Source organism: Fibrobacter sp. UBA3718 (assembly GCF_002371935.1).
GTDB lineage: Bacteria > Fibrobacterota > Fibrobacteria > Fibrobacterales > Fibrobacteraceae > Fibrobacter.
The window spans coordinates 25,699-42,354 of sequence record NZ_DFHR01000015.1; the positions used below are offsets into that span (position 1 = coordinate 25,699).

The window sequence follows — 16,656 nt, forward strand, 5'->3', positions numbered from 1 at the left end:
GAAAACGCCCGGCGGCTAAGCCGGGCGCTTTCAATTTCGTATAAACGAATTAGGCTTCAGCCGGAGCTTCAGCAGCAGGTGCTTCAGGAGCGGCATCGGCGGCCGGAGCTTCAGCCGGGGCGGCCTTCGGAGGGAGGAGCGCCTTCATAGAAAGCTTCACCTTGCCCTTCGGGTCCACACCGAGGCAGAGCACTTCGACTTCGTCACCGACGTGAACGACGTCTTCGACCTTCTCGACGCGGTGGTCGGCAAGTTCGGAGATGTGCACGAGGCCGTCGCGACCCGGGAGGATTTCGACGAATGCGCCAAACGGCTGGATCGTCTTGACCTTGCCCTTGTACTTGCGGCCCGGTTCGGGTTCGGCAGTGAGTTCTTCGATCATGCGGCGGCAAACTGCAGCGGCCTTGCCACTCGGGGCGGCAATGTCGATGTTGCCATCGTCGTCGATGTTGATGGTGCAACCCGTCTGAGACTGCATGCCCTTGATCACGGAGCCACCGGAACCGATGACGTCGCGGATCTTGTTGGTCGGGATGCGCATCTTGATCATGGTCGGAGCCTTCTCGGAAACCTTCGGACGCGGAGCGGCGAGGCCGAGTTCAGCCATCTTGCCGAGGATGTGCAGGCGGCCTTGGCGTGCCTGTTCCAGAGCTTCGCGCATGAGTTCCGGCGTAATGCCGCGGATCTTGATATCCATCTGGAAGGCAGTGATACCTTCGGCAGTACCCGTCACCTTGAAGTCCATATCGCCGAGGTGGTCTTCCGTACCGGTGATGTCGGTCAAGATCTTGATCTTGCCGCCTTCCTTGACGGAACCCTTTTCGGAGATGAGGCCCATGGCGACACCTGCAACCGGAGCCTTGATAGGAACGCCAGCGTCCATCAAGCTGAGGCAGCCACCGCAAACAGAGGCCATGGAAGAAGAACCGTTGGATTCCTGAATTTCGGAAACCACGCGGATGGTGTACGGGAAGTCTTCCGGCAGCGGAAGAACGGCAGCGAGAGAACGTTCGGCGAGGTGGCCGTGACCGATTTCGCGGCGGCTCATGCCGAGGCGCTTGCATTCACCCACGCAGTACGGCGGGAAGTTGTAATGCAGCATGTAGCTCTTGGAGCCTTCGCCCTGCAGGCTTTCGTAGCGCTGTTCGTCGGCCTTGGAGCCGAGCGTGCAGACCACGAGCCCCTGGGTTTCGCCACGCTGGAAGATCGCAGAACCGTGAGCGCTCGGGAGAACGCCGAGTTCGATTTCGATCGGGCGGACTTCGGTCGTAGTACGGCCATCGAGACGCACGTCTTCGTTCAGGATCATTTCGCGCATGGCAGTGCGTTCGTAGTCGCTGAAGATTGCCTTCGCGTCGGCGACGAGAGCAGGATCCTGTTCTTCGTCCTTGCCGATGATAGCGAGAATGCGTTCGTCTTCGAGCATCTTCGCGCAGAGGTCTGCCATAGCCGGATAGAAGTCGGTCTTCACCATGTTGGAGTGGACGTCCTTGTTCAGTTCGTCCCACACGACTTCCTTCACCGTGGCGAGAAGCTTTTCGTGGGCTTCGCCAACGTGCTGCGGCTTGAGTTCCATCTTGGGCTTAGCGCAGCGGTCCACCAGTTCCTGTTGGGCCTTGCACATGAGCTTGATGGCTTCGTGACCGGCGAGAATTGCGTTAATCATCGTGTCTTCGGACACTTCGTAGGCACCGCCTTCCACCATGCAGACGGAATCTTCGGTACCGGCGACCACCAGGTCCAGATCGGCGCAGGCCATCTGTTCGTAGGTGGGCATCACGATGTTCTGACCATCGACCACGGCCACGCGCACGGCGGCAACCTGCTGTTCGAAGGGCAGTTCAGAAAGACCGATGGAGAGGGAAGCCGCAGACACGCCGAGCACATCCGGTGCAAACTTGCGGTCAGCAGAAAGAACCTGCACAATCACCTGGACTTCGCGCGTGAAGTTCTCGGGGAACATCGGGCGAATCGGGCGGTCGATGATACGGGCAGAGAGAGTTTCCTCGTCGGAGGGGCGACCGGCTTCGCGCTTGTTGTAGCCGCCCGGGAGGCGACCAGCAGCGTAGGCCTTTTCGCGATATTCGACGGTCAGCGGGAAGAAATCGCCTTCCTTCTCTTCGCCGTAGCAGACAGTAGAGAGCACGAACGCGTCGCCCATCTTGGCGACTGCGGCACCGCGTGCCTGCTTGGCAATACGGCCCGTTTCGAACGTGATGACGCGGCCGTCAGGGAGCGTAACCGACACTTCCTTCGGGTCGAGCATCTTGCCGTATTTTTGATGGTATGCGTCAATAGACATAGATTATCTCCAGTCCGCAGATTAGCCGCGGAGACCGAGTTCCTTGATGAGAGCACGCTGAGCGAGAATGTCCTGCTCACCGTAGTACTTGAGGAGGTTGCGGCGCTTGGCAACCATGGCAGACAGACCACGGAGGGAGTGGAAATCCTTCTTGTGGCTCTTGATGTGTTCCGTCAGATTCTTGATCTTTTCCGTGAGGATTGCGATCTGGACGCGGACGTTACCGGTGTCCTTTTCGTTTGCACCAAACTTGGCGGTGAGTTCTGCAGCTTTTTCCTTAGTGATAGTAGCCATTATAGCCATTCCTTTTTTTGATTGTTGTTTCATTACATGTTTTTGTCCGAGTTTCCCTGCTCTTGCACCAGTGGAATTGGCGAATCTGGTCACAGGACCCAGTCAAAAATGCAATTTGGGGGGAAATATAGTAATTTGGCTGGCTGGCAATGGGGTTTTAGAAGCGGGAACCGCGCTAAAAGGAGGGAATTTTGGGGCATTATTCGTGAAATTTTCGAAAAAAAGGCACCTACGGGTTCGCGCACGAAAGCGCCTAGCGCTTTTTATTATATTCCCCGCAAAAAAGGATTGAACATGACGATTGACGAATTCCTGGGCGAAGCGAAGACGGTGGCGATTTTCGGGCACGTGAGGCCCGACGGCGACTGCGTGGGCAGCACCACGGCAATCTACAACTACATCCGCGACAACTTCCCGAGAATCCGCGCGGACCTGTTCCTTGAGAAGTTCCCCGAGAGCTACCGGATTCTGCGCGGGGCAAGCGATGCGCGCGAGGCCTACACCGCGGATTGCAACGGCGGGCAACCCTACGACCTCGCCTTCCTCATGGATACCCCGAGTTTCGAGCGCGTGGGGGCGAACGGCGCGGAGTGCATCCGTGCCGCGAAAAAAACGATAAACATCGACCACCACATTTCTAACCCGCTGAATCTGTGCACCCTGAACCTCGTGGAACCCGAGGCGAGTTCCGCATGCGAGGTGCTGTACGTGAATCTCGACAAGGCGAAGGTCGGGCGCGAGACCGCGAACAGCCTGTACCTGGGCATTGTGCACGACACGGGCGCCTTCAAGTTCAGCAGCACGGGCAAGCGCACCATGCAGGTGGTCGGCGACCTCATCGAGAAGGGAATCGACTTCGCGAAAATCGTGAACGAGACGTACTACACGCGCACCTACAAGCAGACGCTCGTGACCGGGTTCGTGATGCAGAACTGCAAGCTCGGGCTCGGGGGTAAAGTGGTCTACGCCCACATCACCCCCGAAGACATGGAACGATTCGGCGTCACGCCCGTGGAACTCAGCAACGTCATCGACACCATCCGCGAAGTCGGCGGCACCGAAGTGGCGCTGTTCCTATACCCCGTAAACGGCAAGTACAAGATTAGCCTGCGCAGCAACTACATCGTGGACGTGAACGCGATTGCCCGCGAATTCGGCGGTGGCGGCCACACCCGTGCCGCCGGCGGAGACACCAGCGACGCGCCCGAAGTGGCGATTGAAAAGATCCTCGAATTGGTGCAGAAGCAACTCACCTAAATGGAGATCCCCGCCTTCTCCCCAAAGAGGATAACTCTACTATGGCAACAAGTTGCCAAGTATCGTATAGCGGGGATGACCGTTAGAGCGCGAACAGCGCAATGGCGAGGGCGATAAACACGCAGCCGCTGAACCAGTTCAAATTGCGGTTCGCCTTCGGGCTGTTGAGCATGAATTTCTTCACGGCGCCCGCAAGTAGCGCGATGGAGCCGAACACGATGAAGGTCGCCGTCACAAATTCCGCCCCGAGAACAACCATCTGGAGCGACGGGCTCATGTCACGGCTCATGTCGACCGCCGGCGGAATAAACGAAAGCGCAAAAAGAACCGCCTTCGGGTTCGTGATGTTCATGATGATGCCGCGAAGGTAGAGCCTGCGGAACGAAAGGCCCGCGCCTTCCATGCCCACGCGCATCTCGCCAGCATCACCCGCGTCCAGTTTCACCACTCCGGCGCGGACCTGGAAACTCTTGTACGCGAGGTAAAGCAGGTACGCCGCCCCGCAGCACTGCAACACAAAAAATGCAATCGGGCTAGCCGCAATCAGCGCGGACACCCCCACAATCAGGAGCACCGTCTGCACGCAGATTCCCGTGCACAGCCCGCAAATCACGCTAAATCCAGCACGCGCTCCGTGGGTTGCGCTCTGGGCAAGCACAAACAGGTTGTCGGGGCCGGGGGCAAGCGCCACCACGAGGGCTGCTATGAAAAAGTTTAACATGAATTACAATTTTTCCAGGAAGCTGTCCACATCCATCTCGTCGAGGCCCTTCTGCAGTTCCGCTAGCGCCTCGTCGGATATCGCGACAGCGGGTTCGGACTCGCGCTCCTCGGCACGGGCGTTCGACTCGTCCACGAGCTTCTTGAGGGACGCAGCGACCTCGCTTACCTCGCCCTCGCGCTTCATGACGGCGCTCAGCACGCGGTTCAGGCGTTCGCGGAGGCGCGCAAACTCCTCCCGGTCCAGTTCCGAAGTCACTCCGGCCATGTGCATCAGCGGGGTCTTGCACTTGGCACAGGCAAAGACCATCATGGACGAGGGCTCCCCGTCCAGCATGACGTTGAAAGTGGACCCGCAGTGGGGGCAATCGATACGCAATTCACTCATGCCCCATAATGTAGAAATTTCGGGCAGTCCAAAGCCAACGCAGGCACAATATTTTATCTTTGCAAAGAAAAAACACAAGTTTAAACACCAGATCCTTCGACTACGGGCTGCGCCCTCCGCTCAGGATGACACGACCCCTCGCCGGGAAAATCTAAGATTTTATAACTATGCTCTGTCATTGGCTTTATCACGTTACCAGCATGGACATTTTCGATGGTCGTCTCTTCCGCGCAGGCTCGGCCGCCATGCTCTCCATCATCCTCGTGCTGTTCTTCATGCCCAAGTACATCCGCCTGTTGCAGGGGCTCGACGCCACCAGCGACTTCGACAAGGACGGCAAGACCAAGTCTCCCCCCATCATGGGCGGGCTCCTCCTGGTGGTGGTGGTCGAGGTGGTTTCGCTCCTCGTCTGCAAGATGAACGGCTACACCATTTCGACGCTCGTGATTCTCGCGGCCTTCTCCGCCGTGGGCGCCATCGACGACATCGCGAAGGTCCGCGCCAAGCGCCTCATCAAGCTCGGCAAGCTCAAGGCCGCCGACTACATGGACAAGGCCGACGGCATCTCCAGCAGCCTGCGCCTGTTCCTCTACTTCCTGTTCAGCCTTATCGTCGCGATTTTCTGCTACAAGTTCATCCCCGAGCTCAAGGGCGACCTGACCATCCCCTTCTGCCCCATCGACGTGTTCCAGCTGCACCTCCCCAACTGGATTTTCGTGGCCTTCATGACGTTCGTCATCGCGGCCAGCGCGAACGGGACGAACTTTACCGACGGTCTCGACAGCCTCGTTTCCGTGCCCATCCTTACCAGCATGATTTTCGTAGGGCTTGTCGCCTACGTGAGCGGCAACTTCATCTTCAGTACCTACCTGCACGTGCCGTACCTGCCCGGCTGCGATGAACTCTTCCCCATCGCCATGGCCATCGCGGGCGCACTGCTCGCCTACCTGTGGTTCAACAGCCCTCCCGCCGAAATCTACATGGGCGACGCTGGGTCCGTGGGCTTCGGCGCCACCATCGGCATCATGTTTATCTTGGTGCAGGCGGGGCTGTTCCTCCCCATCGTCTGCATCATCATCATCGCCGAGGCCTGCTCGGTGCTGCTCCAGATTCTCTGGTTCAAGTTCACCAAAAAAACAACCGGCACGGGCAAGCGCATTTTCCTTTGCGCGCCGCTCCACCACCACTACCAGAAAAAGTGGGAAGGCCGCTTCCCGAGCAAGCCCCTGATGAACTCGAAGATTGTGTGGCGCATGCACCTCGTGAGCATCTTCGCGCTCATCGTGAGCATGGTGATATTCTTCGGTTTGAGATAATATGGAAAAAGACATTATCGAAACGTTAAATGCAGCCGGCCAGCAGGAACTGGCGGCGCACCTTGAAACACTCTCCGGGGATGCACGCAAGCTCCTCGAACGCGACATTCTAAGCCAGGACTGGGAAGAACTGAAGGCGCTCTACGCCGAAAAGTCAAGCGCGAGCAAGGCGGACAACGTTTCTGCCGACCTGAAGCCCATGCCTTTCCGGATTGCGGAAGACAACCTGAAATACGACTACTGGAAAGAAATCGGAGAGATGCTGCTCGGGAAGGGCAAGGTGGCGGCGTTCCTCGTCGCGGGCGGCCAGGGTTCGCGCCTCGGGTTCGACGGCCCGAAGGGAATGTTCGATATCGGGCTCCCGAGCCACAAGAGTTTGTTCCAACTGCAGGCGGAGCGCTTGCAGAACCTCGCGGCTCGCGTAGGCCACCCGATTCCGTGGTGCATCATGACGAGCCCGCTGAACCACGAGGCGACCGTCAACTTCTTTACCGAACACAACTTCTTCGGGATGGACCGCGACAACATCCGCTTTTTTGAGCAGGGAACCATCTGCGCGCTTACGCCCGATGGCAAGGCCGTGCTCGACGGCGACAGGCTCGCTCTCGTACCCGATGGCAACGGCGGGTGCTTCCGCGCGCTCGCCCAAAGCGGTTCGCTCGCATGGCTCGTCGAAAAGGGCATAGAATACGTGTTTCTCTACAGCGTCGACAATGCGCTCTGCCGCATCTGCGACCCCGCATTCATCGGGGCTCTCGCCGACAACGGGATGATGGCCAGCGCATCAAAGGTCGTTCACAAGGCGAACGCGCGGGAACGCGTGGGCATTTTCGCCTTCCAGAACAACAAGCCCGGCGTGGTCGAATACAGCGACTTGCCCGAAGAATACCGCGACATGACAAACCCGGACGGAAGCCTGGTATTTGACGGCGGAAACCTCGCCATTCATTTGTTCAAAGTCTCGGCCCTGCGCAAGTTGCAGACCGGCAAACTCCCGTGGCACACGGCCCGCAAGACGGTTTGCGGCATCGAGAACTGCTTCAAGTTCGAGCAGTTCCTTTTCGACGCCTTCCCGCAACTCGGCACCATGCTCCCCTTCGGTGTCATCCGCGAGGAGGAATTTAGCCCGGTCAAGAACGCGGAAGGCACGGACAGCCCGAAGACGGCCCGCACGATGATCGGCAAGCTCCACCGCGAATGGCTCGTGAAGGCGCATGTCGAGGTGAAGCCCGGCAAGCTCTACGAGGTCTCGCCCACAATCAGCTATGCAGGCGAAGGCCTTTCGCGACGCGTGTTCGAGCGCGAACTCGGAAGGAATATCCTGGAATTCGAGGACGCGTAATTCCTAATCGGCAGGCGCCGCAGCCCCATGTACAAGCTCAAGGTAATTACATATAAATTACTACTCAACATCCTGCTGCGGCTGCCGGACTTTTTCTACTCGTTCCTTTTCACCATTGCGTTCCCCGTTTACAAGGCGATACATACCGAGCGCGCTTACGGTCGTGTCGTAAAGCATCTGGATGCGGCTAGGGAGTATTTGGCAACGCAAGATGAAGACTGTGCGCCGGGGTTAAACAGTGCGCCGGGGTTAAACGGTGCGGCTTCGGGTTTAAACTGCGCCGGCCCCTTGCAGAAAGTGACTGCACGCGACATGTTCCGCGGCATTTTCTGGAACGCGCTGGATTCTTACCGCGGCCTCGCCCGCTTCAAGAGCGTGGAACGCCGCATCGTGTTCGAGAACGAGGGCATCATCAAGGACGCCGTCGCTGAATGCGCGAAAAAAGGCGCCCCCATCGCGGGCATCAGCATCCACCAGGGGTCATTCGAACTCATGCACCGCGCGCTTTGCCGCTACAGCGAACACGTGCACCTCATTACCGATTCCGTCGGGGATGCCGCCTTCCGCGACGTACTTGCAGAACTCCGCAGCGACCCGCACCTCACAGAATACCACCCCGAAGAAACCGGCAGGCTCATCCGCGAGCTCTTCCGCACCAAGGGTATCCTCGCGATGGTCTATGACCAGGGGAAAAACACGAAGGGAAACACCGTCGAACTGTTCGGCCGGCAAACCACGCTCTACCTGCGACTCATCCAGAAAATCAACCGGATGGGAGCAGGCATCGTCACCTTCCGCACCTGGACAGAAATGCGCGGCTCGCCCTCCCGCGACAGCAAGTACCCCGAAGGGAGCATCGTCATCCGGTTCGAAAACTACTACCCGCCCAAGTACGACGAGACCGTTGCCGGCAAGGACGCAAGCCAAGCCGGAGAAAGCGCCCTCGTGAAGGACATTGCCCGCGAGACGGAGCACTGGATAGCGGAGCACCCCGACCAGTGGAGCTGGAACTACCACCAGAACTTCGTCGTCTAGAGCGCAAACCACGGAGCCGCTTTCTATATTTGTGTCCGAGGATTTGAGATGCCCCTGAACGCAGAAGAAGAATTCCAGATGCAGTGGATTATGAACCACCGCATGGAAGACAAAGACGAGCAGATGCGCGTCGATGCGGAGAATGCCGCCGTGATGCGCCCCGCCCGCCTTGCGCGCGGGCGCAAGATGCGCCGCAACCCCGCGGCCTGGGACCTCCCCATGCCCGAAGACGAAATCGACCTGCACGGTATGACCGCCGATGAAGCCGCAGAGGCCGTCGAGCGGCGCATCGATGACCTGAACATCGCGGGCCTCAAGGTCCTGAGGGTCATCCACGGCGGCGGAAACCCGAGCTACGGGAACGTCAAGCGCATCATCGACCGCAAGGTCCGGTCCGAATGGAACAACCGCATCCGCCTGTACAAGGTCGAACCCGACAACGCAGGTTCGAGCATCATGGTCCTCGGGAAACCCGCCCAAAGCGACGCCCCCGCACGCCCCGACCCCAAAAAGGCCAAGAAAAACGCCCGAAAGAAGTAAATTTTGGGTATTTTTACAAATTTTTCGCGCCCGACCCCTTTGAAAACCTGCACTTTTTATCTATAATTGTGCCCACAAAACCGGAATATAGCTCAGCCTGGTAGAGCGCTTGCTTCGGGAGCAAGAGGTCGTGAGTTCGAATCTCGCTATTCCGATACGAAAAGCACCCCTTGCGGGTGCTTTTTTCGTATCGGAATTATACGCGAGATGAGAACTCACGAAGTGAGTTCGACTAAATCGCCATTTGAACGCAGTGAATTTAGGCGATTTAGAGATTACGCCGCCAGGCGTAACCCGGAGGGCAAAAGTTGAACACCGTGAAACTTTTGTCAATCTCGCTATTCCGATAAAAAGAAAAACCACCCTCCTGGGTGGTTTTCTTTTTATATCCGGAATAGCGAGAGATTCCGGACGAGCGACGTAGTCGTGAGTTCGACTACCGCGGAGCGGAACGAAGTGAACGTTTTGGCAATCTCGCTATTAAGCCACTCCTTTCAAAAAGATTTGTATATTTATATAAACGTTTTTTAGAGGTGTTTTTTATGAACAAAAACGTCATCGCATTATGCATTACAGCATTGATGCTTGTTGGATGCACAAAGGTGATTCATCATCCAATTGTGGTGCAAGAAGGAATTTTCGTACCTTCTGATTATGCATCGTACCAAGAAATATCGTATTCGAGCAAGCCAGAAAACGAAAATTGTGGCATTATGGAATTTATTGATTATAGAGGCGGTGCTTTTGATGAAGTTATTGGAATCCGCGCGGAAGAAACAACGACATCGCTAATTTTAGGTCCATTAGTCTTGAAAACAGAAACTGTTTGCAAGTACCGCGGATACGGAGTTGTTTTCAAAAAATAAAAACTTTACACAAAACAGCTCCCGTCCTGGGAGCTGTATGGTTTTTCCGAGCCAATTTGCCTAGTCCTTCACACAGCGCACCGAAAACCCGTGGGTCTTATAGAAGCTGTTCAGGAACGCATCGTCTTTGCTGAAGTCCAAGCCCATGTAGTACGCGCTGCCGCTAACGCTCTCTGTAGAACTCCAGAAGTACGCGCGGTTGCCCTCGTTGTTGAAATCCCCATTGCCATTCCTATAGCCAGCAGGGAGCGCCGAGAACCCGAAAGCATCATTACCATTGCCATCTTTTCCTTCATATTCATTCCATCCGTTGGTGGACTTCAGCATTTTCCCCGCATTTTCCCATTTCCAAGCATCTTCCTGAGCCCCGCCCACGAACTTAAACAAAATTTCGAATTCCTCTTTGCTGGGCAAGTGCCAGCCTACGGGGCAGGCAACTTTTGCCGCGTCCCAGTTATAGAGCCAACCGTATTTCTGACAGTCCGATTCCTTATCCTCGTAGCACCAGCTACCCTCGGTTTTCACCTTCAGATTCTCTGCCATCCAAATCTGTTTACCAATCCTTACAGTCTGGTACGACTCGCCGTCGCGAGCGTCTGTCATAGTTCCCTTTTTCGGGGCTGCGAAGGCTCCCTCCGCACAGAACACAAACACGAGAGCCAGGGTCAAAGCCAGTCGTTTCATAAAAGATCCTCAAATATCAATACTCATAATATACATCCGTATTCGCCCAATGGGATTTTTTCACAAAAAAAAGGCACGCCGCCAGGCGTAACCCTGAGGGCAAAATGCTAACAAAGTGTACGTTTTGGCAAAAGCGTGCAAGGCGAGTGTCGCGACGGCAAGCTTGCTTGCCGACATGACTGAGCCGAAGCCGCGGACGCCGTAGGCGTCCATCTCGCTATTCCGATGCGAGACGCAATCTCGCCATACTGATAGCGCCCCCCAACACATTCAACTTACCCTACCAGCATTGACATGCCCTAACTAAAAAGAAAGCGCCGACAATACAAAAGAATCCCACTACAGACCAGAACTTTTTTGGATGTTCTTTTTTTGTCAGGATTAACGCCCATCCTATTAGGTATATCTTAATCTTTCCATCGATTAAATTGCATAATCCTACAATTAAGCACCCAAGACCGCTGAGAAAAAGAGATATTGGATTCGAACTGATTTCTGCAAGGTGGGGATTTCGCGTGCACACACCTCCTATTAAAATTAGGGCAACTCCAAAAATTTCAAGCCCGACTGCCAAAGGATTTGTCTTCTCGATATATTCCTGTTCCACTTTTTTATTAAACTCTTCACGAGACAAAATAGAATCTTTGTCGCCAGTAAGTTCAATAATGCGCTTTTCAACAATCTGGACTCTTTCAGGAGAATCATCTGCTTTTAAGAGATGATCACGAATTGTGTCATGTATTTCATAAAGTTCATCGACAGGGAGCTTCCGAATTTTATTTTCGTAATCTTTGAGGTATTCTTCTGAAAACGGCATGAATAGAATATAAAAAAAGGGAGTCAAAACAAGTGAACGCCCCGCTTTTATTACTTTTACGCCATGCACTACACACCCTACCGCGATTTACTGCTCAAGATTTTCCCGAACTACCTCAAGGTGCGCAAGCTCCCGCTCAACGGCGGCATGAGTTGCCCCAACCTCGACGGCACCAAGGGATTCTCGGGCTGCAGCTACTGCAACAACCGCAGCTTCAGCCCGGTGTTCGACCAGGCGAAGGTTTCCATTCAGGAACAGCTCGACAAGTTCGTACCGAGGCTCCGCGAAAAATACCCGAACGCGGGCATCCTCGCCTACCTGCAGCCATATACAAACACGCATGCGCCGCTCGAACACCTGAAGGGGATTATCGACCCGATTATCAAGCACAAGGAGATTGCGGGGCTTGCGATAGGGACGCGCCCGGACTGCCTCGAAGACGAGAAAATCGAGTACCTCGCGGAACTGAACCGCAAGAAGCCGATTATCGTGGAAATCGGCCTGCAGACGGCAAACGACCTCACGCTTGCGGCCATCAACCGCAGGCACACGCTCGCCGATTTCGAAGACGCGGTAAAGCGCTGCCAGGCGGCGGGTCTCACCATCACCACGCACGTCATCGTTGGACTCCCCGGCGAGACCCTGATAGACTTCAAGCATACCGCCGAAGTCGTGCGCGACCTGAAACTCGCCGCCGTGAAAATCCACCCGCTGCACATCGTCGCGGGCACTGTGATGGCACAAGATTTTTCCGCAGGCGAAATCAAGCTGCAGGAATTCGAGGAATACTGCGCAGCCGTCGCCGAGATGATAAAGATTATCGGGCCGGATACCGCCATCGAGCGGTTCAGCGGCGAAAGCCCGAGCGACATGCTTATCGCCCCCGACTGGTGCGGGGAACGCGACCGCATTATTGCGGAAGTGGAAAAACTGTTAAGCTAGCTTACTTCTGCTCTTCGCTGGTGCTCAGCAGGTAAGCGTTGATGAACGGCTTGATTTTTCCGTCCAGCACGCCCGCAGTATCCGAAGTCTCGACGCCGGTGCGCAGGTCCTTCACCAGCTGGTAAGGCTGCAGCACGTAGCTCCTAATCTGGCTTCCCCATTCGACCTTTTTCTTCTCGGCCATGCGGGCATCGCGCTTGGCTTCTTCTTCCAAGCGGTAGTGCTCGGCCACCATGGTCTTGAGCATCTTGTAACAGGTCTCGCGGTTCTGGATCTGGCTACGTTCTGTCTGGCAGCTCGCCATGATTCCCGTAGGCAAGTGCGTCATGCGCACCGCGGAATCCGTCTTGTTGATGTACTGGCCACCGGCACCGCTACTGCGGTAGGTATCCACGCGCACGTCGGCCATGTCGAGGTCGAACTCGATGTCGTCGTGTTCGGGGTACAGGTATACGGCGGTAAAGCTCGTGTGGCGGCGCGCATTCGCATCGAACGGGCTGATGCGCACCAGACGGTGCACGCCAATCTCCGAACGGAGCAGGCCGTACGCGTTCTCGCAGGTCACTTCGATGGTCGCACTCTTGAGGCCAGCGTCTTCGGCTTCCTGGAAATCCACCACCTTGAAGTCCATGTTCTCGCGTTCAAAAAAATGCGTGTACATGCGGAAGAGCATCAGCGCCCAGTCCTGCGACTCGGTGCCGCCAGCCCCCGGATGGATAGACATGAGGCATGCACAGGCGTCGTCGGGCCCGTTGAGCATCTTCTTGAATTCCATTTCCTCGACGCGCGCCTTGAGGGCTGCGATATCGGACTCAATAGTAGCCGTCAGGTCGGCGGATTCTTCCGCCTTGCTCATCTCGTAAAGTTCAGCCAGGTCGTCGCAGTTCTGCGAAACCTCTTTCCACGAATCCAGAACGCCGCGCAGATTGCCGATTTTCTTCATCATCGACTGCGCTTTTTCCTGGTCGTTCCACAGGTTCGGGTCGGCGGAGTCCTTTTCGAGGACGTAAAGTTCTTCGGTCTTCGCCTCTAAGTCAAAGATACCCCCAGAGCTTGTCGATGCGGCTGCGCAGTTCGATAAGCCCGGTGTGAGTAGTCTGGAAGGCCATTACTTGCCCCCGATAGCCTGCGGCGGGGTGTACTTCTTGTCGAGGTACTGGACCTTGTAGACCTTGGCAAGTTCGTCGAGGTAAGCCTTGAGCTTCATCTGGCGTTCCTGTTCGGCCTGCATGCGAAGTCCGGTATCGATCTGGTTACGGTAGCTTTCGAACTTTCCATCGTTCTTGCCCGTGAGCATGAAGATGGCGACACCGTCCTTGTCGTTATAGACATCCGAGATGTCACCCACGTTCAACTTGGCCACGGCCTTTTCGAACGCAGCCCCGTTACCCTTGAGCGTGGTCAGCATGGCACCGCCCGTCTTCTTCGCATTGGGATCGTCGCTGTTCTGGACAGCCTGCTGTGCGAAAAGTTGCACCGCATAAGTAAAAGGAACCTTCTTGGCACGGATCTGGCTCCTAAGCTGGGCGGCCATACCCTTCAGCATGTCCTTCGTATCCGACACGTCCTGGGCGCTCTTGCCCTTCGTCTTGATGTAGATGCGGACACCGCTGATAGAATCGTTTACAGGGACCTTGCTCTTGTTGAGCGTCCAGTAGGCCTTCATTTCTTCTTCGGTCGGGTCCTTCGGATAGGGCACCTTCTTCTTGAGGAGTTCCTCGCTCTTGAGCTGGTCTTCGAGCTTTTCACGGAACTGAGCCATCGTCTGGCCGCTCTGCTTCAGCTGTTTCTGGAACACATCCTCGCTCGGGAACTGCTTCTTGAAGAGGGTCGCAAGGCTATCCACGCGGGCAGCCGGGACCTTGATTCCCTGCTTCTTGCATTCGAGCCGTACCAGTTCCTGCCCGACAAGGTTGTCAATCACAGCAAAACGAACCTGGGCCATGGTCTCATCGCTCACCTTCTTGCCCTGGAACTGCTGTAGTGCAAGCGCCTGGGTCAAGCTATCGATGCGCCCGGCAGAAAAACCGACCTTTTCGACACGCACGACATCCATGCTCTTGCTGTTGAGGAGCTGCGCCGAAGCAATGCCCGCGGCAAGCGCCACGGTAAGGACACCACGAGAAATAAGTTTAAGAGACATTGTCTATCCTTTTTAAAAATTTCCGCGAATAATATAGCAATTTTCAATATTAGGGATTCCTTCAAACCCTCCAAAGGAGCCCAATTGTTATATTGGGGAATATGTTCCATCTGAATAAACAGGACTCCTCTGGCGACTTGGAAAAGACGAAGGCCGACTTCAAGCACTACTTTGAGCTGAAGTCCGAACTCGAGGACGCGACCCGCCAATTCAAGGAGACGGGCTCCTCCCCCCTGAACGCCGAGCAATTCGAATCCAAGCTCAAGGAAATGGAGGCGCTCAAGGCCGAGTATCCCATACTTGACACGGGCTATGGCCCCGATGCCAAGAGACAGATCTTCCAGGACTTGTTCACCCGCATCTTTGCGGTTATCCTGATATTCATAACGTTCCTCTTTGCGGTCAACTGGTTTGCTTACCCGTCCGCCATAAGCAAGATTGTCATGTTCTGGGACACCAGCAAAGGCACGTACAGTACCGCAGACAAGATAGCGCTCACCGCAAAATACCCCATCATGTGCTGGCTGGTCCTCCCCGCAGACCGGGAAGAAATCGACCTCAAGCTGGATTCCAGCATCCAGAATTACGTCAACCGCAAGCTTGCCATCGATTCCAACTACTTTACATGGAACTCGGATATCTACCTTTTCAACCCTTCCCTCAAGGAAGCGCATTTCATCTATGACAACAACTACATCGGCGCCAAGTTCGACTATATCCTGAAGAAATTCGTGAAAAGTTGCAACAACCTGCGCAACCAGGACACCTCCTACATCGATTACGACCTCAAGGCAAGCGTCTGCAACCACGAGATGACAAAGTTCGCAATCTTCACAAGGGTCCATTCCCAAAAGACCCTCGACCAATTCTTCAAGGGGAACCTTTTCTACGAGATACGGAAGGAACTCGAATCCTACAGACCTCTACCGACAAAGAGGGATTCGATCTACGTCATCAGGCCAGACGAATTCTAGACCGGGGAATCAGGGTTTTATCTCACCTGTTCGGAAGTCATAAATCCCGTATGTGAAGAACGGCTTCCCTTCCTCGAATTTCTGCCCTTCGCGCCTTTTCTTTTCAAATAAAGCCTTCAGTTGCTTGGCTAGTTCCGCAATGGTTTCCTGCGATACAATCCCGTCTATGCTGTTCTGGTATTTCGCCGATTTGGCATCCTGGTACTTGAACTCGAACTTGCCCTTCCTGAACACCCCCTCGAAAAATACGCCGACAATTCCCGAATCAAAAGCCTCGATGGCCTTCCCCACATAATTGCCTTCCTCGTTGCCCTGAGAATCCACGACGACCCAGTTCTTCACCTGGTCCTGCGTGAACGAGACCGTATCGCCCTTCTTGTATTCCTTAAGGAGCTCAATTTCGTTAGTAACAATTCCCTGGAACCGATTTCCCAGGCATTGGGTGACAAAAACGAAAACCATCTCCTTCGTCCCGTCCTTGTCGACAAGATTAATCTGTACATCCAGCACTCGCTTTTCGCGCACATAGTCGCCCGCGATGTATTTCTTCTTGACCGCAGGGAACGTCGCCCTAGCCTTTTCGATATACGGGGCAATGAGTTTTTCAATATCGGCGTTCATGCGAAAAAACTGGTCTTCGGCTGCATGACCACACACGCAAAGCACCGCAAGCACAAAGATTACACGAACGAGCCTGGACAAAGGGTTTCTCCTTACATTTATTCGAAATATATACAAAAAATCCGCCCCAAATGGAGCGGACTTTAAATTTTGATTAGAATCGAGCAAAACCATTTCCAAACAAGCAACAATCCCTAATAAGAGAAAGCATGTAAAAATCTATTGACATTAAAAAAGGCTTTATATATATTTCTAGCGACATAGTTCGAGATTTAACGATTTCGAACGCCCGTTTTTTGAGTTTTTGCTCTAATCTCAACTTCGAAATCGCCAAATTTCAAATTACAACGAGAATGGAGCAAACTTCTCACGTCCCATCTAGGGGCGTGGGTCGTTTGCGTTTATCTGTTGTAAA

17 protein-coding genes and 1 tRNA gene are annotated in these 16,656 nt (G+C 54.9%); 9 read left to right on the forward strand and 9 right to left on the reverse strand.

Annotation, left to right across the window (positions count from 1 at the left end; all coding sequences use genetic code 11):
- Nucleotides 1-49: 49 nt before the first annotated feature.
- Both pnp and rpsO read right to left on the reverse strand, forming a co-directional pair.
- Nucleotides 50-2,302 (reverse strand): polyribonucleotide nucleotidyltransferase, encoded by a 2,253-nt coding sequence (pnp, locus tag B4A77_RS06350; protein WP_290739292.1) that lies wholly within the window; start codon nucleotides 2,300-2,302, stop codon nucleotides 50-52.
- A gap of 21 nt (nucleotides 2,303-2,323) precedes the next feature.
- On the reverse strand, nucleotides 2,324-2,596 hold the full coding sequence (rpsO, locus tag B4A77_RS06355) for a 30S ribosomal protein S15 (protein WP_072810239.1): 273 nt from the start codon (nucleotides 2,594-2,596) through the stop codon (nucleotides 2,324-2,326).
- Between the two features lie 294 nt (nucleotides 2,597-2,890).
- On the opposite strand from rpsO, the gene B4A77_RS06360 reads away from it, so the two are divergent.
- On the forward strand, nucleotides 2,891-3,853 hold the full coding sequence (locus B4A77_RS06360; RefSeq protein ID WP_290739295.1) for a DHH family phosphoesterase: 963 nt from the start codon (nucleotides 2,891-2,893) through the stop codon (nucleotides 3,851-3,853).
- An 82-nt stretch (nucleotides 3,854-3,935) separates the two neighbouring features.
- Here the strand turns inward: B4A77_RS06360 and B4A77_RS06365 are convergent, their stop codons facing one another.
- Both B4A77_RS06365 and B4A77_RS06370 read right to left on the reverse strand, forming a co-directional pair.
- Complete coding sequence (locus B4A77_RS06365) at nucleotides 3,936-4,574, reverse strand: LysE family translocator (protein ID WP_290739298.1); 639 nt, start codon at nucleotides 4,572-4,574, stop codon at nucleotides 3,936-3,938.
- Between the two features lie 3 nt (nucleotides 4,575-4,577).
- Nucleotides 4,578-4,961 carry a hypothetical protein gene (locus B4A77_RS06370; protein ID WP_290724442.1) on the reverse strand — a complete coding sequence of 128 codons (384 nt, stop codon included), beginning with the start codon at nucleotides 4,959-4,961 and terminating at the stop codon, nucleotides 4,578-4,580.
- Between the two features lie 167 nt (nucleotides 4,962-5,128).
- Between B4A77_RS06370 and mraY the strand changes: the two genes are divergently transcribed.
- The 6 genes from mraY to B4A77_RS06400 all read left to right on the forward strand — a co-directional run bounded on the left by mraY (nucleotide 5,129) and on the right by B4A77_RS06400 (nucleotide 10,060).
- Entirely contained in the window at nucleotides 5,129-6,277 is a 1,149-nt protein-coding gene (gene mraY / locus B4A77_RS06375; protein ID WP_290739301.1) for a phospho-N-acetylmuramoyl-pentapeptide-transferase, read from the forward strand.
- A 1-nt stretch (nucleotide 6,278) separates the two neighbouring features.
- Nucleotides 6,279-7,619: a UTP--glucose-1-phosphate uridylyltransferase gene (locus tag B4A77_RS06380; protein WP_290739305.1), complete on the forward strand. Its 1,341-nt coding sequence runs from the start codon at nucleotides 6,279-6,281 to the stop codon at nucleotides 7,617-7,619.
- A 27-nt stretch (nucleotides 7,620-7,646) separates the two neighbouring features.
- The gene (locus B4A77_RS06385; protein ID WP_290739307.1) at nucleotides 7,647-8,654 is read left to right on the forward strand and encodes a lauroyl acyltransferase; all 1,008 of its coding nucleotides are present in this window, start codon (nucleotides 7,647-7,649) and stop codon (nucleotides 8,652-8,654) included.
- A 48-nt stretch (nucleotides 8,655-8,702) separates the two neighbouring features.
- Nucleotides 8,703-9,194, forward strand: a complete 492-nt coding sequence (locus B4A77_RS06390) for a Smr/MutS family protein (protein WP_290727997.1) — start codon at nucleotides 8,703-8,705, stop codon at nucleotides 9,192-9,194.
- Nucleotides 9,195-9,275: 81 nt separating this feature from the next.
- Nucleotides 9,276-9,349: transfer RNA gene (locus B4A77_RS06395), tRNA-Pro, on the forward strand.
- A 387-nt stretch (nucleotides 9,350-9,736) separates the two neighbouring features.
- The gene (locus B4A77_RS06400) at nucleotides 9,737-10,060 is read left to right on the forward strand and encodes a hypothetical protein (protein ID WP_290739310.1); all 324 of its coding nucleotides are present in this window, start codon (nucleotides 9,737-9,739) and stop codon (nucleotides 10,058-10,060) included.
- 60 nt (nucleotides 10,061-10,120) lie between these two features.
- Here B4A77_RS06400 and B4A77_RS06405 read toward each other — a convergent pair whose 3' ends face one another.
- Both B4A77_RS06405 and B4A77_RS06410 read right to left on the reverse strand, forming a co-directional pair.
- Nucleotides 10,121-10,744, reverse strand: a complete 624-nt coding sequence (locus B4A77_RS06405; RefSeq protein ID WP_290739313.1) for a fibrobacter succinogenes major paralogous domain-containing protein — start codon at nucleotides 10,742-10,744, stop codon at nucleotides 10,121-10,123.
- Nucleotides 10,745-11,024: 280 nt separating this feature from the next.
- The gene (locus B4A77_RS06410; protein WP_290739316.1) at nucleotides 11,025-11,561 is read right to left on the reverse strand and encodes a hypothetical protein; all 537 of its coding nucleotides are present in this window, start codon (nucleotides 11,559-11,561) and stop codon (nucleotides 11,025-11,027) included.
- Between the two features lie 63 nt (nucleotides 11,562-11,624).
- On the opposite strand from B4A77_RS06410, the gene B4A77_RS06415 reads away from it, so the two are divergent.
- Nucleotides 11,625-12,503, forward strand: coding sequence for a TIGR01212 family radical SAM protein (locus B4A77_RS06415; protein WP_290739319.1), 879 nt, complete (start codon nucleotides 11,625-11,627; stop codon nucleotides 12,501-12,503).
- A 1-nt stretch (nucleotide 12,504) separates the two neighbouring features.
- Here B4A77_RS06415 and prfB read toward each other — a convergent pair.
- A protein-coding gene (prfB, locus tag B4A77_RS06420; protein ID WP_290739322.1) for a peptide chain release factor 2 occupies nucleotides 12,505-13,612 on the reverse strand; the annotation gives its coding sequence in 2 pieces (ribosomal slippage) (nucleotides 12,505-13,539 and nucleotides 13,541-13,612; 1,107 coding nt in all).
- Nucleotides 13,612-14,646: a peptidylprolyl isomerase gene (locus tag B4A77_RS06425; RefSeq protein WP_290739325.1), complete on the reverse strand. Its 1,035-nt coding sequence runs from the start codon at nucleotides 14,644-14,646 to the stop codon at nucleotides 13,612-13,614. Before B4A77_RS06425 ends, prfB begins: the two co-directional genes overlap by 1 nt.
- 101 nt (nucleotides 14,647-14,747) lie before the next feature.
- On the opposite strand from B4A77_RS06425, the gene B4A77_RS06430 reads away from it, so the two are divergent.
- Nucleotides 14,748-15,620: a hypothetical protein gene (locus B4A77_RS06430; protein WP_290739328.1), complete on the forward strand. Its 873-nt coding sequence runs from the start codon at nucleotides 14,748-14,750 to the stop codon at nucleotides 15,618-15,620.
- A 9-nt stretch (nucleotides 15,621-15,629) separates the two neighbouring features.
- On the opposite strand, the gene B4A77_RS06435 is transcribed toward B4A77_RS06430, so the two are convergent.
- Entirely contained in the window at nucleotides 15,630-16,322 is a 693-nt protein-coding gene (locus B4A77_RS06435) for a DUF2314 domain-containing protein (RefSeq protein WP_290739331.1), read from the reverse strand.
- Nucleotides 16,323-16,656: the final 334 nt, after the last annotated feature.